A 22,393-nucleotide genomic window follows, 5' to 3' on the forward strand; every position below is an offset into this window, starting at 1 on the left:
ATGAACCGCGGCCCTGTTGGAGCTGGCTTGCCTGCGATACAGACACCGCGAATTTGCTGGCACCACACCGACGCCATCGCGGGTAAGCCCGGCTCCTACAAAATGAGTGGCAGCCCTGTTGGCGCTGGCTTGCCTGCGAAGTTATTGGAACTTGTCGTGGCTTGCACATCAGTGCCTCACCAAGAAGCGGTTAGTATGGTGGGCAGATGGCCAGTGATGGCTTTTCCAAGACCTGCCAAGGAACTGATACGTGCTGGCAACGACTCTGGTACTGCTTGCGGCGGTGCTCCATGCAACCTGGAATACCCTGATCAAGTTCAGTGGCGAGCGCCTGTTGGTGATCGCCAGTATGGATGCGGTGGCATTGCTGTTTGCGCTGGTCATGGTGGCCTTCGTGCAGGTGCCGCCGGTTGAGGTCTGGCCCTGGATGTTGGCGTCGGCACTGTTCGAGTTGCTTTACCGTTTTCTGTTGATTCAAGCCTACCGGGTGGGCGACCTCGGCCTGGTCTATCCACTGATGCGTGGTTTGTCGCCCTTGGTGGTGCTGGCGCTCACCCTGACCTTTGCAGGCGAGTCGCTGAGCACCCAGCAGATCATTGGCATTCTGCTGATCCCGTGCGGCATGGCCTGCCTGCTCTGGCAGGGTGGCGGCGGTGACCGTCTGCCGTGGTCGATGCTGCCGGTGGTTGCCTTGATCGGTCTGTGTATCGGTTGCTACACCTGGCTGGACGGTACGGCGATCAAGTTGTGGTCGCAGCCGCTGGACTATCTGGTCTGGCTGACCCTGATCAGTGCCTGGCCTTTCCCGGTGTTGGCCGCCGTGGCCCGCCGTGCACCCTACGTCTTGTTCTGGCGAGAGCAATGGCGGCTCGGCCTGGCGGTGGGGTTCTGTGTGTTGTTCAGCTATGCCCTGGTGCTTTGGGCCATGCAATTGGGTTCGGTGGCAGAGGCGGCGGCTTTGCGAGAGGTCAGTGTGATTCTGGTGGTGCTGTTTGGCATGCGCTACCTGAAAGAACCTTTTGGCGGGCCTAGGCTCTTAGCTTGTGCGCTGGTGTTGATCGGCATGCTGATCATGAAGCTCTGACCCGAGAAACCAAAAAAAGGACCCTGCCATGACCGTAGCTTTCTGGTGTGTACTGATCGCGCTGTTCCTGCCTTATCTGTGTACCGGTGTGGCGAAGTTCGGCGGTGGTCGTTTCGGCTTGCGCGAGAATCACGACCCGCGCGCGTTTCTCGATACGCTCGAAGGGTTCGCCCGGCGCGCCCATGCCGCGCAGTTGAACAGCTTTGAGGTGACACCGGCGTTCGCCGCGGCAGTGATCATTGCCGATGTCGTCGGTAACGCAGAGCAGGTGACGCAGGACGTGCTGGCGGTGATGTTCATCACCAGCCGTCTGCTCTACATCATCTGCTACCTGGCGGACTGGGCGCTGTTGCGCTCGTTGGTCTGGGCGCTAGGCATGGGTGTGATTGCCGCGTTTTTCGTCGTATCGGCCTGATCGACCCTCAGGCCTGAGGCACGTCTGGCAATGCCGCACCCTTTGGCCAGAGCAACCAGATCTGGCCTTGTTGCTTCATGTCACCGGCCAGTTTGCCGGCTTCGCTGCCGGTACCCCAGAACAGGTCTGCACGGACCTCACCGGTGATCGCGCCACCGGTATCCTGCGCCGCGACCGGGCGCACTACCGGCGCGCCGTCCGGGCGCGTGGTCGACAGCCACAACAGGCTGCCCAGCGGGATTACCTTGCGGTCGATGGCCACGCTATAGCCGGCAGTCAGGGGTACGTTGAGTGAGCCGCGCGGGCCTTCGTTGCTGTCCGGGCGGGCGCTGAAGAACACATAGCTTGGGTTGCTTGCGAGCAGTTCCGGTACCCGCGTCGGGTTAGCCTCGGCCCAGCTATGAATAGTGCCCATGGTCACCTCTTCTTTTTTCAACTGGCCCTGTTCGACCAGCCAGCGACCCACAGGGCGATAGGGGTGGCCGTTCTGGTCGGCGTAGCCGATGCGCAACTGGCGACCATCGTCCAGCTGAATACGGCCTGAACCCTGAATTTGGAGGAATTGCAGATCCATCGGATCGGTCAGCCATGCCAACACGGGGGCGTTCACGCCTTGGCGACGGATGGTGTCGGCGGTGTCGTAGGGTTTCAGGGTGCGACCTTCCAGGCGCCCGCGCAGGCGTTTGCCCTTGAGTTCCGGGTAGACGCTGTCGAGCGCGACGACCACCAGGTCATCGGGTACGCCGTAGACCGGTACGCCGGCGTTGTCGGTGCGTGTCAGGCTGCCGGGGTAGACCGGCTCGTAATAGCCGGTGATCAGGCCGTTGGCGCTGTTTTCGGCCGAGCGCAGGCTGAACACGTCCAGACGGGTCTGGAGAAAGGTACGAACCGCATCGGGTTCTGCCGCGATGTTTGCGGCAGCGTTGCAGGTGCCAGCCCAGGTGGCATCGCTCTTGAGCCGTTCGCAGGCGCTGCGCCAGGCGTTGAAGCCCGCCAGCAGGTCGCTGTCGCTTACCTGGGGCAGGTCTTTCCAGGTGGCACTGGTGTAGGTGGCTATTGCGTGCGTTTTGGGTTTTTCCGGGTTGCCGCCATTACAACCGGCCAGCAGGGCCAGTACGGGTAGCAGCCAGTTCAGGCGGCTGAAAGTCATCTTCATGGGTGTCGATTTCCTGAGGTTGCCGCGTGCTGGGCAGCACGTGCAGCCCCTAGTGTTGATAAGGGTATTGGTCTTTGGGGGCCGTGCGAGGATACTGGCAGCCTTTTTTGTGAGCCGAAGCGATCATGATGTTCAAACGACTCTGTGTAGTACTGCTGGCCTGCATGACCCTGACCGCCTGTGGCGGTGTCGATCCGAATTCGCCGCTGGGCCAGCGCAAGGCGATCTTCAAGCAGATGCTCAAGACCAGCGAAGACCTGGGCGGCATGTTGCGTGGGCGGCTGGCGTTCGACAGCCAGAAATTTGCCGACGGCGCGCTGAAGCTTGATGGCCTGACGCACGAACCGTGGAAGCATTTTCCACAGGTGCGCGAGGAAAAGGACTCCAGTGCACGTGAAGACGTCTGGCAGAAGCAGGCGCGCTTCCAGGAACTTGCCCGGCAGATGGAGGCCGCCACCGGTGAACTGGTCGCGGTTACCCGTCCTCAGCCGCTGACGCCTGCAGAGCTGGCGGCGCCGATGCAAAAGGTTGAGCAGGCCTGCAAGGCATGCCATACCGAGTTTCGCAATCACTGATCAGTTGAGCGCAAGCACTGCATCGCTGACCGGTCGGCGATGCAGGTGACGCCAGCATGCACGGCGGTCACTTTTCTAGTTCATCCAGCGCGTGCTGCAACTCCTTGCGCGACTCTGCCAGTTTGTCCTTGCGCTTGTTGATGCGCTCCGCGTCGCCTTTTTTCATGGCTTTTTCAAGGTCATTCTGGCGCTGGGCGACCTCGTGTCGAGCCTCCAGAACCTTTTTCTCCCGTTCCTTGCGCAGGCTGGTATCGGTGCAGTTGGCTGTCACTTCGCTCAGGGCCTTTTCCAGACCGGCCTGTTGTTCGCTGTTGCCGTGGGCGCGAGCCTGCTCGATCTGTTCGCTGATCGCCTGGCGTTTGGCTGCGCAGCCTGTCAGGTCGGGTTGCTCTTCAGCGGCCAGCAGCGGTGCAGCCATGAAGCTACAGGCCGCGAACAGGGCAAGAGGTGAAAGCAGTTTCATAGGGGCTCCATAGGGGGCGGGACAGCAGAAGCGTTGATGCTGCCCTGAACCGAGAAATTTAGAAACCCTCGATTGCATGCTGGCGCAGTTGATCGGCCAGCATTTGCAGTTCAGGTGCCTGGAAGAATGCGCTCAGTTGGGCTGCTCGTCTCGGGCCGATACCCGCTTCCTGTTGCCAGCGCGCAGTGTCGCGTTGTGCCAGCTCCAGCCAGTTGTCACCCAGGTCGAGGTGGCTGGGCGCGGGTATGCCCAGGGCGCGGATCCAGCGGGAAAAAGGCTGTTGGCGAGCCTGTGCGAAGTTTTGTTGCAAGTGTTTGCTGCTGCGTTCGCCCAGCCCCGGTATGTGTTGCAGTTGGCTATCGGGCAGGGCCAGCCAATCAACCAGGTGGGTGACATGGCCGCTGTCGGTCAGCCGCTCCCAGGTGCCTTGGCCAACCCCGGTCAGGTTCAGCCCTTGCTTGCCGCTTAGCCAGTTCAGTCGGGACAGGAACTGCGCCCGGCAGCCCGGTGTCGGTTGCCAGCAACTGAGCGGATGGTAGGCCGCAGGGTCGGGTACTTGAAGTGGCTGGCGTTGTGGGTTGCGGTGCACCACCGCATCAAGCCTCGGTATGGTCAGGCCGGCCAGGCTGATGGCAACCTGGTCACCGGGCCGGATGTCCAGTTGCTGCCAGCGCTGCAGGGAGCCAACGCTCACCTGACGTATCGTTCGGTCGTCCAGTTGCACCGGAGCGACCTGAATGATCGGGTTGATGCGCCCGGTACGACCGATGCCGAACTGCACGTCGCGCACCTCCGCCAGCGCCTGTGCAAGCGGGTACTTCCATGCGGCTGTCCAGTGGGGAGGGTGAGCTTGCCAGCGTTCGGGCGGCGGGTGGTTGCCTTGGCGCAGCACCACGCCATCGCTGGCGAAGGGCAGCGGGGTGCGATACCAGTGCTCGCGCCAGTGCGCGGCTTGGCTGGCGCTGCTGATTGGCTGGCTGTACTCGCCGATCAGGGGGAAACCCAGTTCGGTCAGGCGCGCCAGGCGTTTGGCTGGATCCTGTGGGCCTGCTGGCCAGCCCCAGGCGAACAGACCGATGCGCGCACCGTCCGCATTACTGAGTTGCTTGCGGGCCAGGCGCCCGGCGACATCGGCTCGGGCATTCAGGCTGCCGCTATGGGCTTGCACATGGTTGTCCAGTTGCCAGTAAAGCTCGCCCTGGAGCAGCAGGTCGACGGGCTCCGGCAGTGTTTGGTTCACAGCGCTGAGTACGGGGATGTGCCGGCTCCAGTCGTGCCCGTGGGTGCCGTCGCCGCGACTGATGAGGTGTACCAGTCGGCCTTGGCGGTAGATAAGTGTGGCTGCAACGCCATCGACTTTGGGCTGCACCCATACATCGTCCTTTGCCATAAGCCAGGTACGCACGGCGGATTCATCGGGCAACTTGTGCAGTCCTGTGTGTGGGACCGGATGCGCGATGGGGCCGCTTGCACTGCTCAGCGGGTTGGCGGCCGGTGTGTCGAGGGCAAAGCAGCGCTGCCACTGCTGCAGTCGTGCACGGCTCTGGTCATACAGTTCGTCAGCGACCTCTGACCGGCCTTGGCCATGGTACTGCTCGTCCCAGGTGGTGAGGCGGCGTTGAAGGTGTTCTATCGCTTGGCGAGCATCGGGTTGCGACCACTCGGGGCAGGTGCTGGCCTCAAGGGTGCCGCTACTGAGCAGCATCAGCAGAAAGGAAAACAGTAGTGCAGGCATGGCGAGCATCCTTGCTCGGCGGGAGGAATACAAAGCCTAGGAAAGTTGCAGCGGCCAATGCGCTTGAAGTTGTCAGGACATATGTATCTGTGGCGCACAAAAAAGCCCCTGCCGGTTACCCGGCAGGGGCTTTGGGGTGACGCAGGGTACTTACAGACCGGCAGCGGCGCGCAGGGCGTCGGCGCGGTCAGTGCGCTCCCAGGTGAAGGTGGTGAAGGTGTCGTCACCGACTGTCTTCAGCTGCGGAGTACGGCCGAAGTGACCGTAGGCTGCAGTTTCCTGGTACATCGGGTGCAGCAGGTCGAGCATGGTGGTGATTGCGTAAGGACGCAGGTCGAAATGCTCGCGAACCAGTTGGATGATCTTGTCATCGCTGATTTTGCCGGTGCCGAAGGTGTTCAGCGAGATCGACGTCGGCTGAGCGACGCCAATCGCGTAGGAAACCTGAATTTCGCAGCGATCGGCCAGGCCTGCGGCGACGATGTTCTTGGCCACGTAGCGGCCGGCGTAGGCGGCGGAACGGTCAACCTTGGATGGGTCTTTACCGGAGAATGCGCCACCACCGTGACGGGCCATGCCGCCGTAGGTGTCGACGATGATCTTGCGACCGGTCAGGCCGCAGTCGCCTACCGGGCCGCCGATAATGAAGCTACCGGTCGGGTTGATGTGGTACTGGGTGCCTTTGTGCAGCAGTTCGGCAGGCAGGGAGTGCTTGACGATCAGCTCCATCACAGCTTCCTGCAGGTCCTTGTGGGAGACTTCAGGGTTGTGCTGGGTGGACAGGACGACGGCGTCGATACCGACGACCTTGCCGTCTTCGTAACGGCAGGTGACCTGCGACTTGGCATCCGGACGCAGCCATGGCAGCAGGCCGGATTTGCGGGCTTCGGCCTGGCGCTGGACCAGACGGTGAGAGAAGCAGATCGGTGCTGGCATCAGCACGTCGGTTTCGTTGCTGGCGTAGCCGAACATCAGGCCCTGGTCGCCCGCGCCCTGGTCTTCCGGCTTGCTGCGGTCAACGCCCTGGGCGATGTCCACGGACTGTTTGCCGATGATGTTCATCACAGCGCAGGTGGCGCCGTCGAAGCCGACGTCGGAGCTGTTGTAGCCGATGTCGATGATGACTTTACGAACGATTTCTTCGAGGTCGACCCAGGCCGATGTGGTGACTTCGCCAGCAATGATCGCTACGCCGGTTTTCACCATGGTTTCGCAAGCGACACGGGCGTATTTGTCCTGGGCGATGATTGCGTCCAGTACGGCGTCCGAAATCTGGTCGGCGATTTTGTCCGGATGCCCTTCAGACACAGACTCGGACGTGAAAAGGGAGTATTCGCTCATCTCGACGGGTTCCTAAATATTTACCGATGGTGAGTGTCGCCAGTCGGTCGCTGAAAATGGCGGACCTGAATCTGGAAACCATTACGTAAGCCCACATAGAGGCTGTCCCCGGGAGCCAGTCCCGCAGCATTGGCCCAGCGGGCCAGGTCGTCCTGCTCAAAGCCTAGCCAGAGATCACCGCAGGCCTCTCTGGCCCAACTCTGGTCGTGGCTGCACAACTCTGTAACCAACAGGCTGCCGCCTGGTTTGACACGGGTGGCCAGTTGCCGCAGGGCATCGGCCGGAGCACTGAAGTGGTGCAAGACCATGTTCAGCACCACGCAGTCGGCGTCGACATCCGTTGCACTGAGTGCATCGGCCAACTGCAGGTTTACGTTAGCCAGACGCTCGCGTTGGCACACCTGACGCGCCAGTTCGAGCATGGTCGGGCTGTTGTCCAGGGCGGTTACCTGCTCGAAACGCTTGGCCAGTTCGGGTAGGAACTCGCCATCGCCCGGGCCGACTTCAAGCGCGCTGGCGCCGGGGGCGAAGCTTAGCTTGTCGAGCAGGCTCAGCAGGCTCTCGCGGTATTGTGCGAGGCCGGCGATCAGGTCCTGCTGGGCACGAAACTTTTCTTCTACGCGCTGGAAAAAATCCTGGCTGGTGGCCGCGCGGCGTTGTTGCACGAGTGCCATCCGTGCCTGCACCTCGGCCGGCAACGACAGGCTGTCCACTTCTTCCAGCAGCGCTGCGTGCAGCTTGCCACCCAGGCGAAGGCTGTCGGGCAGGGCGCGGCGGTAGAAGATGGCATTGCCTTCACGGCGTGTGGCGACCAGTGTGGCTTGAGCCAGTACCTTCAAGTGGTGGCTCATGCCGGACTGGCCGATCGCGAAGATCTGCGCCAGTTCCAGTACCCCAAACGAATCGTTGGCCAGTGCACGCAACACATTCAGGCGCAGCGGATCGCCGCCGGCCTTGCACAGGGCCGCCAGCTCGTCGCTTTGCTCATGGCGGACTGACGGCACGCGTAGGTTCATGGGGCGGCAGTCTAGTCAGCGACCTCCGCTGTCGCAAGCGCAATATCAAAAAGTTTTGATATTGCGCGATGAGTGGGCTGTGCAAAGGCATGTCCGGCGACAAATTCGGCTGTTTGACCGGGCGATTCGCCAAAACCAACCTCAATCACAGGAAAATCACCCGACAGCGACCATCCGTCATTGCCCCCGAGCCTGTGACTGGGCGAAAATGGCCGCCTTTTTCTGTCCCGTTACTTATTCAAGCCCCCAGGAGATAAGCGATGCCCAGCCGTCGTGAGCGTGCCAACGCCATTCGTGCCCTCAGCATGGATGCCGTGCAAAAGGCCAACAGCGGCCACCCAGGTGCCCCTATGGGCATGGCGGATATCGCCGAAGTTCTTTGGCGTGACTACCTGAAGCACAACCCGAGCAACCCGGCTTTTGCCGACCGCGACCGCTTCGTGCTGTCGAACGGCCACGGTTCGATGCTGATTTACTCGCTGCTGCACCTGACCGGCTACGACCTGTCGATCGACGACCTGAAGAACTTCCGTCAGTTGCACAGCCGTACCCCGGGCCACCCGGAGTATGGATACACCCCAGGTGTCGAGACCACCACCGGCCCGCTCGGTCAGGGCCTGGCCAACGCCGTGGGCTTCGCCATTGCCGAGAAGGTGCTGGGCGCCCAGTTCAACCGTGAAGGCCACAACGTCGTCGACCACCACACCTACGTTTTCCTGGGTGATGGCTGCATGATGGAAGGTATTTCCCATGAAGTCGCTTCCCTGGCCGGCACCCTGGGCCTGGGCAAGTTGATTGCCTTCTACGATGACAACGGCATCTCCATCGATGGTGAAGTCGAAGGCTGGTTCACGGATGACACGCCGAAGCGTTTCGAAGCCTACAACTGGCAGGTGATCCGCAACGTCAACGGTCACGATGCCGACGAGATCAAGACCGCCATCGAGACCGCTCGCAAGAGTGATAAGCCAACCCTGATCTGCTGCAAGACCATCATTGGTTTCGGTTCGCCGAACAAGCAGGGCAAGGAAGACTGTCACGGTGCTCCACTGGGTAACGACGAAATCGCCCTGGCGCGCAAAGAGCTGAACTGGAACCACGGTCCATTCGAAATCCCGGCCGACATCTACGCCGAATGGGACGCCAAGGAAGCCGGCAAGGCTGTTGAGGCCGAATGGAGTGCTCGTTTTGACGCCTATGCCGCAGCCTTCCCTGAGCTGGCCAGCGAACTGAAACGTCGCCTGAGCGGTGAACTGCCGGCCGATTTCTCGGAAAAAGCCGCTGCCTACATCGCCGACGTTGCGGCCAAGGGCGAAACCATCGCCAGCCGCAAGGCCAGCCAGAACGCACTGAATGCCTTCGGCCCGTTGCTGCCTGAATTCCTTGGCGGTTCGGCTGACCTGGCCGGCTCCAACCTGACCCTGTGGAAAGGCTGCAAGGGTGTCAGCGCTGAAGACGCCAGCGGTAACTACATGTTCTACGGCGTACGTGAGTTCGGCATGAGCGCCATCATGAACGGCGTGGCCCTGCACGGTGGTTTCGTGCCGTACGGCGCGACCTTCCTGATCTTCATGGAATACGCCCGCAACGCTGTGCGCATGTCGGCGCTGATGAAGAAGCGTGTGCTGTATGTGTTCACCCACGACTCCATCGGCCTGGGCGAAGACGGCCCGACCCACCAGCCAATCGAGCAACTGGCCAGCCTGCGCTGCACGCCGAACCTGGACACCTGGCGCCCGGCCGATGCGGTCGAGTCGGCGGTGGCCTGGAAGTTCGCCGTTGAGCGTAACGACGGCCCGTCGGCACTGATCTTCTCGCGTCAGAACCTGCCACACCAGCCACGCGATGCGGCTCAAGTGGCGGATATCGCGCGTGGCGGTTATGTGCTCAAGGACAGCGTTGGCGAGCCAGAGCTGATCCTGATCGCCACCGGCTCGGAAGTGGGCCTGGCCGTTCAGGCCTACGACAAACTGACCGAGCAAGGCCGTAAGGTCCGTGTGGTATCGATGCCTTGCACCACCGTGTTCGACGCCCAGGACGCTGGCTACAAGCAAGCCGTTCTGCCAGTCGAAGTTGGCGCACGTATCGCCATTGAAGCTGCTCACGCGGACTTCTGGTACAAGTACGTGGGCCTGGAAGGTCGCATCATCGGTATGACCACCTTCGGCGAGTCGGCCCCTGCGCCAGCCCTGTTCGAAGAATTCGGCTTCACCCTGGAGAACATCCTGGGCACCGCCGAAGAGCTGCTGGAAGACTGATCGCGTTGCCCTGTGGGGGCTGGTGTCGGCGTTTCGCCGGCAAACCAGCGCCCACAGGGGCATCGAGATTCCTGTGGGCGCTGGCGTGCCAGCGATTGAACGCACCGCGTTTTCCACAGGCTGCAGAATAACGCTTCTGTTCCGTGAGCATTCTATGTCCCAACCGCGCCCTTATAGAGTTGCACTCAACGGCTATGGCCGTATTGGTCGTTGTGTCTTGCGTGCTTTGTTCGAGCGCGGGTCGAAGGCCGGTTTCGAGATCGTCGCCTTGAACGATCTGGCTGATCAGGCCAGCCTCGAGTACCTCACGCGCTTTGACTCCACCCATGGACGTTTCCCCGGTGAGGTGAAGGTCGACGGCGATTGCCTGCACATCAACGGCGACTGCGTGAAAGTACTGCGCAGTGCAACCCCGGAAGGTATCGACTGGGCTGCACTGGATATCGATCTGGTGCTGGAGTGCTCCGGTGCCTATAACACCCGCGCCGATGGCCAACGGTTTCTGGATGCCGGTGCGCCACGTGTGCTGTTTTCCCAGCCGATGGCGAGCGAGGCAGATGTCGACGCCACCATCGTCTATGGCATCAACCAGGGCTGCCTGATCGGGCATGAGCGTCTGGTCTCGAACGCATCCTGTACCACCAACTGCGGTGTGCCGCTGTTACGGGTGCTGGATGAGGCCTTTGGCCTTGAGTATGTGTCGATCACGACCATTCACTCGGCGATGAACGATCAGCCCGTCATTGATGCCTATCATCACGAAGACCTGCGCCGCACGCGTTCGGCCTTCCAGTCCGTGATTCCGGTTTCCACGGGCCTGGCGCGAGGTATCGAGCGCCTGTTGCCGGAACTTGCCGGTCGAATCCAGGCCAAAGCGGTACGGGTGCCGACGGTGAACGTTTCGTGCCTGGATATCACCCTGCAGACCTCGCGCGACACTGATGCCGCGCAGGTCAATCAGGTACTCCGTGAAGCAGCCTTGAGTGGCCCGCTGCACGGCCTGCTGGCCTACACTGAATTGCCGCATGCCAGCTGCGACTTTAACCATGACCCGCATTCGGCCATTGTCGATGCCAGCCAGACCCGTGTTTCCGGCCCCCGGCTGGTGAACCTGTTGGCCTGGTTCGACAACGAATGGGGTTTCGCCAACCGTATGCTCGACGTCGCCGGTCATTACCTGCGTGTCGCCGACCCCACTTGCACCACTCGCAAACAGCCCTGAAGGACTGCATTCATGACCGTTTTGAAGATGACCGACCTCGATCTGCACGGTAAGCGCGTACTGATCCGCGAAGACCTCAACGTTCCTGTCAAGGACGGTGTGGTTGCCAGCGATGCGCGTATCCTTGCTTCGCTGCCGACCATCAAGCTGGCCTTGGAAAAGGGTGCGGCCGTGATGGTTTGCTCTCACCTGGGGCGTCCGAGCGAAGGCGAGTTTTCCGCCGAAAACAGCCTTAAGCCGGTTGCCGACTACCTCAGCAAGGCGCTGGGTCGCGATGTACCGCTGATCGCCGATTACCTCGATGGCGTTGAGGTCAAGGCTGGTGACGTTGTGCTGTTCGAGAACGTGCGCTTCAACAAGGGTGAGAAGAAGAACGCCGATGAACTGGCCCAGAAGTACGCCGCCCTGTGCGACGTCTTCGTCATGGATGCGTTCGGTACTGCTCACCGCGCCGAGGGTTCGACCCACGGCGTTGCCAAGTTCGCCAAGGTCGCGGCGGCGGGCCCTCTGCTGGCCGCTGAGCTGGACGCGCTGGGCAAGGCGCTGGGCGCCCCGGCCAAGCCAATGGCGGCCATCGTTGCCGGCTCCAAGGTTTCCACCAAGCTGGACGTACTGAACAGCCTGAGCCAGATCTGCGATCAACTGATCGTCGGTGGTGGCATCGCCAACACCTTCCTGGCGGCAGCGGGCTACAAGGTCGGCAAGTCGCTGTACGAACCTGATCTGGTTGAAACCGCCAAAGCCATTGCTGCCAAGGTCAGCGTGCCGCTGCCAGTGGATGTGGTGGTTGCCAAGGAATTTGCCGAAAGCGCTGCTGCCACCGTCAAGGCCGTTGCTGACGTTGCCGATGACGACATGATCCTCGATATCGGGCCGAAAACCGCCGAGCACTTTGCCGAGCTGCTGAAGTCCTCCAAGACCATTCTCTGGAACGGTCCGGTTGGCGTCTTCGAGTTCGACCAGTTCGGTAATGGCACCAAGGTACTGGCGCACGCCATCGCCCAGAGCGAAGCGTTCTCCATTGCCGGTGGTGGCGACACCCTGGCCGCTATCGACAAGTATGGTGTTGGTGCTGATATCTCCTACATTTCTACTGGCGGTGGTGCCTTCCTCGAATTCGTCGAGGGCAAGGTCTTGCCGGCGGTCGACATGCTGGAACAACGGGCCAAGGCCTGAATCGTTCAGTGCCTGGTAAAGGGAGCAGCCTGATGGTCAAACTATTGCCTGTGGTGATCCTGGCGGCAGTGCTGAGTGGCTGCTCCAGCACGGCCGCGCCTGAGGCGAACCAGGCGGGTGTGTCGAAGGGCGGCTGCTACCAGTCTGAATGGCAGGCCGAAACCGCGCCGGTCATCAGTAAAAGGCTTGGCCCGGATGGTCTGGAAAAGTATGACGACGAGCATCAGCGTCAGGCGCATGGTTGCCCTTGAGTGATTCAGTGATTCAATGCAACCCGCTGACCGTGTTGTGGTCTTAGAGGACATGTGATGAAACGCGTTCTGGCCCTGATGGGCTTGGCGACACTGGCAGGCTGCGTGAGCAATCCTCAGCCGGTTGCGGGTAACTGGACACGCTGGGTGTGCGACAGTCAGGCAGAAGTGTTCTGGCGCTTTGCCGATAGCCACCAGCAGTCCATGGATGTTCGACTGGGCGGCGGCGACCGGGTCTATCGGCTCAAGCCTGAGCCGGGGGCTTCCGGAGCGCTGTACAGCGATGGCGTATTGGCCTTCCACACCCAAGGTAACGAAGGCTTGGTGTACTGGGTAGCAACCAACGATTTGATAGGACGGGGCTGCAAGGCACCGTGACTGGCCGGGCCAGCGTGCGCTGGTCCACACTACTTGAATAGCAGCCGCCGCTACGGCAGGCTTGCACGATTAACGACCCTCGTCGGGAGAGACACATAACATGGCACTCATTAGCATGCGCCAGATGCTGGACCACGCCGCTGAATTTGGCTACGGCGTTCCAGCTTTCAACGTCAACAACCTTGAGCAAATGCGCGCCATCATGGAAGCGGCCGACAAGACCGACTCTCCGGTGATCGTCCAGGCCTCGGCCGGTGCCCGTAAATACGCTGGCGCCCCATTCCTGCGTCACCTGATCCTGGCCGCAATCGAAGAATTCCCGCATATCCCGGTGTGCATGCACCAGGACCACGGCACCAGCCCGGATGTCTGCCAGCGTTCGATTCAGCTGGGTTTCAGCTCGGTCATGATGGACGGCTCGCTGGGTGAAGACGGCAAGACGCCAACCGACTACGAGTACAACGTTCGCGTTACTCAGCAGACCGTGGCCTTGGCTCACGCCTGTGGCGTTTCCGTAGAAGGTGAGCTGGGCTGCCTGGGCTCGCTGGAAACCGGTATGGCCGGCGAAGAAGACGGCATTGGTGCAGAAGGCGTGCTGGATCACAGCCAGATGCTGACCGACCCTGAAGAAGCGGCAGACTTCGTCAAGAAGACTCAGGTCGATGCCCTGGCCATTGCCATCGGCACCAGCCACGGCGCGTACAAGTTCACCAAGCCGCCAACCGGTGACATCCTGGCAATCGAGCGTATCAAGGAAATCCACAAGCGCATTCCTAACACCCACCTGGTGATGCACGGTTCTTCTTCGGTTCCGCAAGAGTGGCTGGCGATCATCAACCAGTACGGCGGTGAGATCAAAGAGACCTACGGCGTACCGGTTGAAGAAATCGTCGAAGGCATCAAGTACGGCGTGCGCAAGGTCAACATCGACACTGACTTGCGTCTGGCCTCTACCGGTGCGATGCGCCGTCACATGGCGATGAACCCAAGCGAGTTCGACCCACGCAAGTTCTTCGCCGAAACCGTCAAGGCCATGCGTGACGTCTGCATCGCCCGCTACGAAGCCTTCGGTACTGCCGGTAATGCCTCGAAGATCAAGCCGATCTCCCTGGAAGGCATGTTCCAGCGTTATGCCAAAGGTGAGCTGGCTGCCAAGGTCAACTAAGCCCGGTAACCCGGAAAACCCGCAGCGATGCGGGTTTTTTGTTTTTGCGAGCCAAGCACAGGACCGTGTTGGCTCGCTCGGACAGACCGTTAGTCGGTGAGCGCCCGTTTCATTACGTGATCACGGGATGCTGGCTTCAGATTTATGGCCGCCACGACTAGAGTTAGGTTCATATTTCAGCCGAAGTAGAGATCGGTCTCATAAGAGAAGCAGCATGGATTGCGCGCATACTCAGCATCAAAACGGCAACTCGGTGTTGCTGGTCGTTGATGATTACCCTGAAAACCTGATCAGCATGCGGGCGCTGTTGGCCCGGCGAGACTGGCAGGTACTGACGGCAAGCTCCGGGAGAGAAGCGCTGAGCGCGCTGCTCGAGCATGAAGTGGACCTCGTACTGCTTGATGTGCAAATGCCGGAGATGGATGGATTCGAAGTGGCCCGCCTGATGCGTGGCAGCCAGCGTACACGCATGACCCCGATTATTTTCCTGACAGCCAATGAGCAGTCCCAGGCGTCTGTGCTCAAGGGCTATGCCAGCGGGGCTGTTGATTACCTGTTCAAGCCTTTTGACCCGCAAATTCTCAAGCCCAAGGTGCAGACACTGCTTGAACAGCAGCGCAATCGCCGTGAGCTGCAACGCCTGAGTCGCGATCTGGAGGCGGCGCGCGCTTTCAATGCGTCGGTGCTTGAAAATGCCGCTGAAGGCATCCTGGTCGTGGCCGAGAATGGCCTCATCGAGTTTGCAAATCCGGCGATTTCACGCTTGCTTGAAATGCCCGTCGAGCGTTTGCAAGGTGTGGATCTGCTGACCTTCCTGCAGACGCCAGAGGCTACCCTATGGCGCGATTCAGCGTTCTACCAGGCTTACCAGAGCCGTGAAATCTACCGCCTGCATGATGCTGTGCTGCGTACCGGAACCGGCCAGTTGCTGCCGGTGGCATTGTCCTGCGCGCCGCTGCCTGGCGAGCAGCAGGCGATGGTTGTGACGGTGTTGGACATGTCAGTAGTGCGCAACCTGCATCAGCAGCTTGAACATCAGGCGGTCACTGATCCGTTGACCGGCCTGCTCAATCGCCGGGGGTTCTGTCAGGCAGCAGAGAGCGTGTTGCTGCGCAGTGAGCATTCCCAAAAGGCGCAGGCCCTGATGTACCTGGACCTGGATGGCTTCAAGCGCGTCAACGATACGCTGGGTCATGAAGCCGGCGACCGGGTGTTGCATTGGGTGGCCGAGCAACTGAAGGATTGCCTGGGGGCGCATGCGATCCTCGGGCGCATGGGCGGTGATGAGTTTACCGCCCTGCTTGATGCGCTGGACTACCCGGAGCAGGCGGCTCGTTTCGCGGAAAGGCTGATCGAACGGATGTCGATCTGCCAATTGATCGATGGCATGGAAGTCACCTTGGGCGTCAGCATCGGCATTGCCACGTGCCCCGATTGCGATGCCGGCCTTGCCGAGTTGCTGCGTGCCGCCGATGCGGCCATGTACGCGGCGAAACAGGCGGGTCGTCAGCAGTACCGCTATTACGATCAGGAGCTCAATGGGCGTGCACGTTCACGCTTGATGCTCGAAGACAGCGTGCGTGATGCCATCGAGAACCACGATTTCAACCTGGTCTATCAGCCGCAGGTTGCATTTGCCGATGGCCGCTTGCGAGGCTTCGAGGCGCTGTTGCGCTGGCAGCACCCAAGTGTTGGCGATGTGCCGCCAGGGTTGTTCATTCCGTTGCTGGAGGAGGCCCGGCTGATTACCAGGCTGGCCAGTTGGATCTATCAGCGGGGCGCCGCGCAGCGCAAGTCCTGGGGGAATGTGTTAGGGGCTGACGTCGTGTTGAGTATCAGCCTGAGTCGGGCCCAGTTCTCGATGCCGAACCTGGCCGAAGAGCTCGGGCGGGTCATTCAGGGCCATGGTCTGATACCCGCGCAGTTGGAGCTCGAGGTTGCTGAAACTTCGTTGAACTTCAGTAACGATATCGTGCTAAAGCAATTGCAGCGCCTACGGCAATTGGGAGTGCGGGTGGCGCTGGACGACTTTGGCGCCGGCGACTGTTCATTGCGCATGCTGCGCGATTTGCCGATAGACACCCTTAAACTCGACCGCCATCTGGTTGCCAGGTTGCCCGAGTCGACGATGGATGCAGTACTGGTTCGCGCCGTCATTGAATTGTGTCGGCAGTACGGAATCAGCGTGATTGCCGAGGGGGTCGAGTCACGTGCTCAGGCCGACTGGCTTCGGACCAATGGGTGTGAGTACGTCCAGGGCTTTTTGGTGGCGCACCCATTGACGACCGAGGATGCGGGGGCTTTTCCGGCGTTTTTTGACTGGCAGCACAGGTAGTTGGTTACACTGCGTCTTTATCTATTCAGCTGTAGCCATGACCGCCCTCAAGTACCTGCAAGCCTACCCCGCCAACCTGCAAGATCAGGTGCGCCAGATGATCGCCAGCAACCGCCTCGGCGATTATCTGGCGCAGCGCTATAGCGAGCGGCATCAGGTGCAGAGCGACAAGGCGTTGTACACCTATGCCCAAGCCATCAGGCAGGAGTACCTGCGCAATGCGCCGAACCTGGATAAGGTCCTGTTCGACAATCGGCTCGACCTGACCCACCGGGCACTGGGTTTGCACACGGCGGTGTCGCGGGTGCAGGGTGGCAAACTCAAGGCGAAGAAAGAGATACGTATTGCCTCGTTGTTCAAGGAGGCGGCCCCGCAGTTTCTGCGCATGATCGTGGTGCATGAGCTGGCGCACTTCAAGGAGGCCGAGCACAACAAGGCCTTCTATCAGCTCTGTGAGTACATGCAGCCGGGCTACCATCAACTGGAGTTTGACCTGCGTGTTTACCTGACCTGGCGGGAGTTGCCTGCCCAGGCCTGACTGACAAGGATTTGCCGATGGATGTGAGCAAGACCAAGACCAGCTTCTACCGCCGCCTTTACGTTGCCTGGTTGATCGATAGCCAGACCGCCAGCAGCGTTCCCGCCCTGATGGAGGCCACTGGTATGCCACGGCGTACCGCTCAGGACACGATTGCTGCGTTGAGTGACCTGGACATCCTCTGCGAGTTCGAACAGCAGGCTGGGGCGCGCAATCATGCCGGGCATTACCGTATTCGTGACTGGGGAGCGATTGATCCTCAGTGGGTCCTCCAGCACCTGGGGCAGATCCGCGAGGTGCTGGGTTATCCCTGATACCGCTGCGCAGACGACTGCGCCATGCGCCGTGGAGGTCAGTGGCTAGCGGCGCATGCCGACATGCGCAATACCGTCCTCCAGGTAGGCCTCACCTGCGACCTTGAAACCATGACGGGCGTAGTAGTCCTGCAGATGTGCTTGTGCTGACAGGTACACCGGCACGTCGGGCCAGAGCTGCTCGGCATGCTTCAAACCTTGCTCCATCAGTTCATGCCCCAAGCCTTTTCCGCGTGCGTGCGGTGCGATCACCACCCGACCGATCACCACGTCACCGCCCTGTGACGTGGGGTCGAGCAGGCGCAGATAAGCCACCAGCGTGTCGTCCTGCCATGCCATCAAGTGGCAGGTGTCACTGGCCAGGTCTTCCCCGTCGATGTCCAGATAGGGGCATTTCTGTTCAACGACGAATACTTCCGAGCGCAGTTTGAGGATGGCGTAGAGCTGTTCCTTGCCAAGGTCCGAGTGGTGTTTGCAGAGCCATTCGATGGGCATGATAGGCCTCGTCCTGATGTCAATGACTCATCATGGCAGAGCAATGTGCCCACGACGAGACTGAAGTTGCGGCGGATTGTGTCTGTTATGCGCCCGATCAACCGTGCAGGCAAATAGCTATTATTTTCGCTGCCCGAGCCCTTCATCTTTGTGTAATCTGAATGGGCCTTCTAGAGTTCTTGCACCAGGTGCATTTTCAGGCAGTTGGACATTGGCGCGGGCAGGGTGCTCGCTAAGGGATTTGAGCATGTCTGTATTGCTTCGAGTCTTGGTTTTGCTTGGAATGCTTTGCACAACATCCCCCCTGATCGCAGCGGACAAGCTCAAGCTTGTGGCGGATGCCTGGCCTCCGTTCACCGATGCCAGCCTGGAAGGGGGCGGGCTGGCTACGGCGCTTGTTACCACAGCGCTCAAGCGTGCCGGCTATGACAGCGAATTTGAGCAGGTCCCTTGGGCGCGGGCATTGATGGGCGTTGGCGAGGGCCGTTACGACATCCTGGTCAATGCGTGGTACAACGACTCTCGTACTCGGATCGGGGAATTTTCGGCCGGGTACCTGACCAACCGCATACGCTTGCTCAAGCGCAAGGATGAAGCGATTACCTTCCAGGCCCTGGCGGATTTGTATCCCTATCCGATCGCGGTCGTTCGTGACTATGCATACTCCCTCAGCTTCGATGCCGATAGCCGCTTGCAGAAGGTCCCGGTGCGCAGCTTTTCGGTGGCGGTGCGAATGCTGGCAGCAAGCCGGGTAAGCTTGACCCTTGAGGACGAGTACGTCGCTCGCCATTTTCTCAAGCAGGAACCTGCGCCTGTTCGCGACAGCGTTGAGTTTTTCGGCAAGCCGCTCAGTGAAAACAGCCTGCACATTCTGGTCAGCCTGAAAAACCCTCGTCATCAGCAAATCGTTGCCGCGTTCGATCAGGCTATCGTGGCGATGCGGGCCGATGGCAGCTATGCCCGCCTGCTCAAACAGTACGGTTTGTGATCAGGCCGCAGACTCTTTGATCAGATGCGCCGCCAAGGTGCGCAGCGGGCCCAGTTGGCGGCAGATCAAGGCCAGCTGGGTTTGGACCAGACGTTGGGTTTCGTCGATTTCCTCGGGTACCTGTTCCAGTCTGCTGGCGAGGGCTTCCTCGTCATCGCTGTGAATCGCAACGGGTAGTTTGGTCGACAGGCCGACGGCGATTTCATCGAGGCTGTCTGCCAGGCGTGCCCCGGCCCCTTCGACCAGATCGGTACGTGCCTCGGCCGCCAGGACGCTATCGCGATGGGCGCCGAGGCCTGAAAGGTAGCTGAGCAGGGTGTGCGACAACACCAGGAATCGAAAACCGACATCCGCCTCCTTTCGGAAATGCCCGGGCTCCATAAGCATGTTGGCCAAGGTGGTCGACAGCGCCGCATCGGCGTTGTGGGCGTTGCGGCGCGCCAGGCGGTAGGCCAGGTCGTCGCGCTTGCCGTTGGCATACTGTTGGAGGATCTGGCGCAGATAAATGCTGTTGCAACTCAGGGTATTGGCCAGCACCTTGTTCAACCGCCGCCCCTGCCAGTCTGGCAGGAACAGGAAGACTGCGAGGATGGCGATCAGGCTGCCAATCAACGTATCGAACAGGCGTGGCAAGAACAGCCCGTAGCCGTCACCGATCTGGTTGAAACAGAACAGCACCATCAGAGTGATCGCTGCCGTGGCCAGGGTGTAGCGGGTGGTTCGGTAGACGAAAAACACCACGCCGGCGACAACTGCGAACATCGACTGGATCAGCGGGTTGGGGAACAGGTCGAACAATGCCCAGCCAACGGTAAGGCCAATCCCCGTTCCAATGATCCGCTGCACCAGCTTGCGTCGCGTGGCGCCATAGTTGGGCTGGCAGACGAACAACGTGGTGAGGATGATCCAGTAGCCTTGGGTGGGGTGGATCAGGTGCACCATGCCATAACCGATCGACAGTGCCAGCGGCAGGCGCAACGCGTGACGAAACAGCAATGACGTCGGCGTCAGCTGTTGGCGTAGCCGATTCCAGACATCCGCCAGGCTGTGGGGCGAGCGGTCGAGCAGGCTGGAGTCACTATTGTCAGCCAGTTTGTCGGGGTTGCTCGCGTCGCTGAGCAGACGGTCCAGTGTGGCCAGGTTGGCCGCCAGGGCGCGAAGCGAACGGAGCAGGCCGCGCCAGGCTGGGTTGTTTTGACTGCGCAGGTGCTCGAGTGAGGCGTGCAGGTCTTCCTGGGCCTGGGCAAACCCTGTGTCGTAGGTGAATGGCTGACGCAGCTGGATCGATTCTGAAAGCTGTTGGCAGGCCACGCCCTGTTGGCGCAACAGGCGTTGGCAGCGAAACAGGACATCGCTGTGGAAGAACGCCTCGGCCAATGCGTTGTACGGGTAGTGCGACGAGCTGGCGCGCTCGTGGATGTCCTGGGCGAGGAAGTACAGCTTCAGGTAGCGACTGACTTTAGAGCCAGGGCGACCATTGCCGACCCGGTGCAGAATGATTTCCTTGGCGGCATTGAGCGCGGCCACCACCCGACCGTTCTGTTGTGCCAGTTCAAGGCGTCGTGCTTCGACATCCAGCTGACGAATCGGCTCGAACAACGTGGACTTGAGCTTGAGGTAGCGGCTCAGCTCGCGAAACAGCCGGGCCAGGCTTTGCTGCACGGGCTGGTTGGAGAACAGGGCCTGCCAGAGAACCGAGAGCAGGCCGTACCAGGCAGCGCCGGCCACCAGCAGCAAGGGTTCGTGCCAGAAGTCGGTGACTTCGCCGCCGCGCTGGTCGACACCGATCATGGTGTACACCGAGAGAATCAGCGTCGCCGAGGCGATCGCGCCGTAGCGTTCGCCCAGTGCGCCGAGCATGGTCAGGCCGAAGGCCGCCAATGCCATGGCGCAGACAAACACAATGGGGTAAGGGAACAGCATCTCTACCGACAGCGCGGCGACGGTAAAGCAGACCAGGGTAACGGCCAGGGCGTTGAGTCGGCCTTGCCAGCTGTCATCGGTTTCTGCCAGGGCGCTGGCAATGATACCGAGGAACAGCGGGATCAGCAGGCCCATTTCGTCCCGGTACCAACACAGCGCCATGCTTCCGGTCAGGGCGATCGATACCCGGATGCTGTAGCTGAATTTATCCAGAGCCCAGAGGCGACGCAGTGAATGGCGCAACGATGTGGATGACATGGCGGGAGTCAGGCCTGCAGGGCAGTGATCGAAATTGAGCGGGTCGCGACGGCAAGCTGCCGTCGCGGTAATGTCCCAGCAAAATTTGTTCCGTGATGCGCCGATTCTACCGCGAAGGTTAGACGAATTGTGCGGCGGCGTAGGCCGAAGCCCACGCCCACTGGAAGTTGAAGCCACCGAGGTGGCCGCTGACATCCAGCACTTCGCCAATGAAATACAGGCCAGGGCTCTTGAGTGACTCCATGGTTTTGGAGGACACCTCGCGGGTGTCGACGCCGCCCAGGGTCACTTCGGCAGTGCGGTAGCCTTCAGTGCCGGCGGGAACCAGTTGCCAGGCGCCGAGTTTCTCCGCGACCTGAGCCAGTTCAGCCGGGGTGTACTGTTTCATTGGCTTGGACACGAACCACTGCTCGGCCAGCAGGTTGGCCATTTTCTTGGTGAAGAGTTCACCGAGCAGGGTTTTCAGCTCGCTGTTGGGGCGTTCGGCTTGCTGCTGTTGCAGCCAGGTCAACGCGTCGTGGTCCGGCAGCAGGTTGATTTCCAGCGTATCACCGGCTTCCCAGAACGAGGAAATCTGCAGGATCGCCGGGCCGCTGAGGCCGCGGTGGGTGAACAGCAGGTTTTCGCGGAAGCTGACGCCGTTGCAACTGGCGATACAGTCGACCGAGGTGCCGGACAGCTCGGTGCAGAGCGCCTTGAGCTGGTCGGTGATGGTGAAGGGCACCAGGCCTGCGCGGGTAGGCAGTACGCTGTGACCGAACTGACGCGCCACCTGATAACCAAAGCCGGTCGCCCCCAGCGTCGGGATCGACAAGCCGCCGGTGGCGATCACCAGCGACTGGCATTGCAGCTTGCCTGCACTGGTTTCCAGCAAATAGCCGCTTTCGAGTTTTTCGATCTGATCGATGCGGGTGTTCATGTTCAATTCGGCGCCTGCGGCGTCGCACTCGGCCAGGAGCATGTCGAGGATGTCGCTGGATTTGTGGTCGCAGAACAGCTGGCCGAGTTTCTTCTCGTGGTACGGCACGCCATGCTTGCTGACCATCTCGATAAAATCCCACTGGGTGTAACGTGCCAGCGCGGATTTGCAGAAATGCGGGTTCTGCGAGAGAAAATTGCTCGGCTCGGTGTACATGTTGGTGAAATTGCAGCGGCCACCACCCGACATCAGGATTTTCTTGCCCGGTTTGTTGGCGTGGTCAAGCAATACAACCTGGCGGCCACGCTTGGCGGCGGTCAGGGCGCACATCAGGCCGGCGGCGCCTGCGCCGATGATGATGACTTCGGTGGAACGCACTGCAAAATCC

Annotated in this window: 21 protein-coding genes; 13 read left to right on the forward strand and 8 right to left on the reverse strand. The window is 60.7% G+C overall.

What is annotated here, in order from left to right; genetic code table 11:
* Nucleotides 1–250: 250 nt before the first annotated feature.
* Together EKA13_RS15595 and EKA13_RS15600 are read left to right on the forward strand one after the other, a co-directional pair.
* A complete protein-coding gene (locus EKA13_RS15595) occupies nt 251–1,084 on the forward strand; it encodes an EamA family transporter (protein WP_065760273.1) in 834 nt (277 codons plus the stop codon).
* Between the two features lie 28 nt (nt 1,085–1,112).
* Nucleotides 1,113–1,499, forward strand: coding sequence for an MAPEG family protein (locus EKA13_RS15600; RefSeq protein WP_065760274.1), 387 nt, complete (start codon nt 1,113–1,115; stop codon nt 1,497–1,499).
* Nucleotides 1,500–1,506: 7 nt separating this feature from the next.
* On the opposite strand, the gene mltA is transcribed toward EKA13_RS15600, so the two are convergent.
* Nucleotides 1,507–2,655, reverse strand: a complete 1,149-nt coding sequence (gene mltA / locus EKA13_RS15605) for a murein transglycosylase A (protein ID WP_065760275.1) — start codon at nt 2,653–2,655, stop codon at nt 1,507–1,509.
* A 125-nt stretch (nt 2,656–2,780) separates the two neighbouring features.
* Between mltA and EKA13_RS15610 the strand changes: the two genes are divergently transcribed.
* Nucleotides 2,781–3,230 carry a c-type cytochrome gene (locus EKA13_RS15610; RefSeq protein WP_065760276.1) on the forward strand — a complete coding sequence of 150 codons (450 nt, stop codon included), beginning with the start codon at nt 2,781–2,783 and terminating at the stop codon, nt 3,228–3,230.
* A gap of 67 nt (nt 3,231–3,297) precedes the next feature.
* Here EKA13_RS15610 and EKA13_RS15615 read toward each other — a convergent pair whose 3' ends face one another.
* The 4 genes from EKA13_RS15615 to EKA13_RS15630 form a co-directional block, all read right to left on the reverse strand.
* Nucleotides 3,298–3,693: a DUF1090 domain-containing protein gene (locus tag EKA13_RS15615; protein WP_065760277.1), complete on the reverse strand. Its 396-nt coding sequence runs from the start codon at nt 3,691–3,693 to the stop codon at nt 3,298–3,300.
* A 58-nt stretch (nt 3,694–3,751) separates the two neighbouring features.
* Complete coding sequence (gene ligB / locus EKA13_RS15620) at nt 3,752–5,428, reverse strand: NAD-dependent DNA ligase LigB (protein ID WP_065760278.1); 1,677 nt, start codon at nt 5,426–5,428, stop codon at nt 3,752–3,754.
* A gap of 150 nt (nt 5,429–5,578) precedes the next feature.
* Nucleotides 5,579–6,769 (reverse strand): methionine adenosyltransferase, encoded by a 1,191-nt coding sequence (gene metK, locus EKA13_RS15625; RefSeq protein ID WP_065760279.1) that lies wholly within the window; start codon nt 6,767–6,769, stop codon nt 5,579–5,581.
* 20 nt (nt 6,770–6,789) lie between these two features.
* Nucleotides 6,790–7,785, reverse strand: coding sequence for an ArsR/SmtB family transcription factor (locus tag EKA13_RS15630; RefSeq protein WP_065760280.1), 996 nt, complete (start codon nt 7,783–7,785; stop codon nt 6,790–6,792).
* Nucleotides 7,786–8,045: 260 nt separating this feature from the next.
* Here EKA13_RS15630 and tkt point away from each other — a divergent pair, with 260 nt between their 5' ends.
* The 9 genes from tkt (at nt 8,046) to EKA13_RS15675 (ending at nt 17,422) form a co-directional block, all read left to right on the forward strand.
* Nucleotides 8,046–10,043: a transketolase gene (gene tkt, locus EKA13_RS15635; RefSeq protein WP_065760281.1), complete on the forward strand. Its 1,998-nt coding sequence runs from the start codon at nt 8,046–8,048 to the stop codon at nt 10,041–10,043.
* Nucleotides 10,044–10,197: 154 nt separating this feature from the next.
* Nucleotides 10,198–11,265: an erythrose-4-phosphate dehydrogenase gene (epd, locus tag EKA13_RS15640; RefSeq protein ID WP_065760282.1), complete on the forward strand. Its 1,068-nt coding sequence runs from the start codon at nt 10,198–10,200 to the stop codon at nt 11,263–11,265.
* Between the two features lie 12 nt (nt 11,266–11,277).
* On the forward strand, nt 11,278–12,441 hold the full coding sequence (locus tag EKA13_RS15645) for a phosphoglycerate kinase (RefSeq protein ID WP_065760283.1): 1,164 nt from the start codon (nt 11,278–11,280) through the stop codon (nt 12,439–12,441).
* Nucleotides 12,442–12,473: 32 nt separating this feature from the next.
* Entirely contained in the window at nt 12,474–12,692 is a 219-nt protein-coding gene (locus EKA13_RS15650) for a hypothetical protein (RefSeq protein ID WP_065760284.1), read from the forward strand.
* Between the two features lie 57 nt (nt 12,693–12,749).
* Entirely contained in the window at nt 12,750–13,070 is a 321-nt protein-coding gene (locus EKA13_RS15655) for an MliC family protein (RefSeq protein WP_065760285.1), read from the forward strand.
* A gap of 100 nt (nt 13,071–13,170) precedes the next feature.
* Nucleotides 13,171–14,235 carry a class II fructose-bisphosphate aldolase gene (gene fba / locus EKA13_RS15660; protein ID WP_065760286.1) on the forward strand — a complete coding sequence of 355 codons (1,065 nt, stop codon included), beginning with the start codon at nt 13,171–13,173 and terminating at the stop codon, nt 14,233–14,235.
* Between the two features lie 214 nt (nt 14,236–14,449).
* Complete coding sequence (locus EKA13_RS15665; protein WP_065760287.1) at nt 14,450–16,570, forward strand: putative bifunctional diguanylate cyclase/phosphodiesterase; 2,121 nt, start codon at nt 14,450–14,452, stop codon at nt 16,568–16,570.
* A gap of 37 nt (nt 16,571–16,607) precedes the next feature.
* Nucleotides 16,608–17,108, forward strand: coding sequence for a YgjP-like metallopeptidase domain-containing protein (locus EKA13_RS15670; protein WP_065760288.1), 501 nt, complete (start codon nt 16,608–16,610; stop codon nt 17,106–17,108).
* A gap of 17 nt (nt 17,109–17,125) precedes the next feature.
* A complete protein-coding gene (locus EKA13_RS15675) occupies nt 17,126–17,422 on the forward strand; it encodes a winged helix-turn-helix domain-containing protein (RefSeq protein ID WP_065760289.1) in 297 nt (98 codons plus the stop codon).
* Between the two features lie 45 nt (nt 17,423–17,467).
* Here EKA13_RS15675 and EKA13_RS15680 read toward each other — a convergent pair whose 3' ends face one another.
* Nucleotides 17,468–17,917: a GNAT family N-acetyltransferase gene (locus EKA13_RS15680; RefSeq protein ID WP_065760290.1), complete on the reverse strand. Its 450-nt coding sequence runs from the start codon at nt 17,915–17,917 to the stop codon at nt 17,468–17,470.
* 247 nt (nt 17,918–18,164) lie between these two features.
* Between EKA13_RS15680 and EKA13_RS15685 the strand changes: the two genes are divergently transcribed.
* Entirely contained in the window at nt 18,165–18,905 is a 741-nt protein-coding gene (locus EKA13_RS15685) for a substrate-binding periplasmic protein (RefSeq protein ID WP_065760291.1), read from the forward strand.
* Here EKA13_RS15685 and yccS read toward each other — a convergent pair whose 3' ends face one another.
* Both yccS and EKA13_RS15695 read right to left on the reverse strand, forming a co-directional pair.
* On the reverse strand, nt 18,906–21,086 hold the full coding sequence (yccS, locus tag EKA13_RS15690; protein ID WP_065760292.1) for a YccS family putative transporter: 2,181 nt from the start codon (nt 21,084–21,086) through the stop codon (nt 18,906–18,908).
* Between the two features lie 118 nt (nt 21,087–21,204).
* Nucleotides 21,205–22,383, reverse strand: coding sequence for a BaiN/RdsA family NAD(P)/FAD-dependent oxidoreductase (locus EKA13_RS15695; RefSeq protein WP_065760293.1), 1,179 nt, complete (start codon nt 22,381–22,383; stop codon nt 21,205–21,207).
* Nucleotides 22,384–22,393 lie beyond the last annotated feature (10 nt).

Origin of the sequence: Pseudomonas defluvii, assembly GCF_001695625.1 — a bacterium.
Classification (GTDB): domain Bacteria; phylum Pseudomonadota; class Gammaproteobacteria; order Pseudomonadales; family Pseudomonadaceae; genus Aquipseudomonas; species Aquipseudomonas defluvii.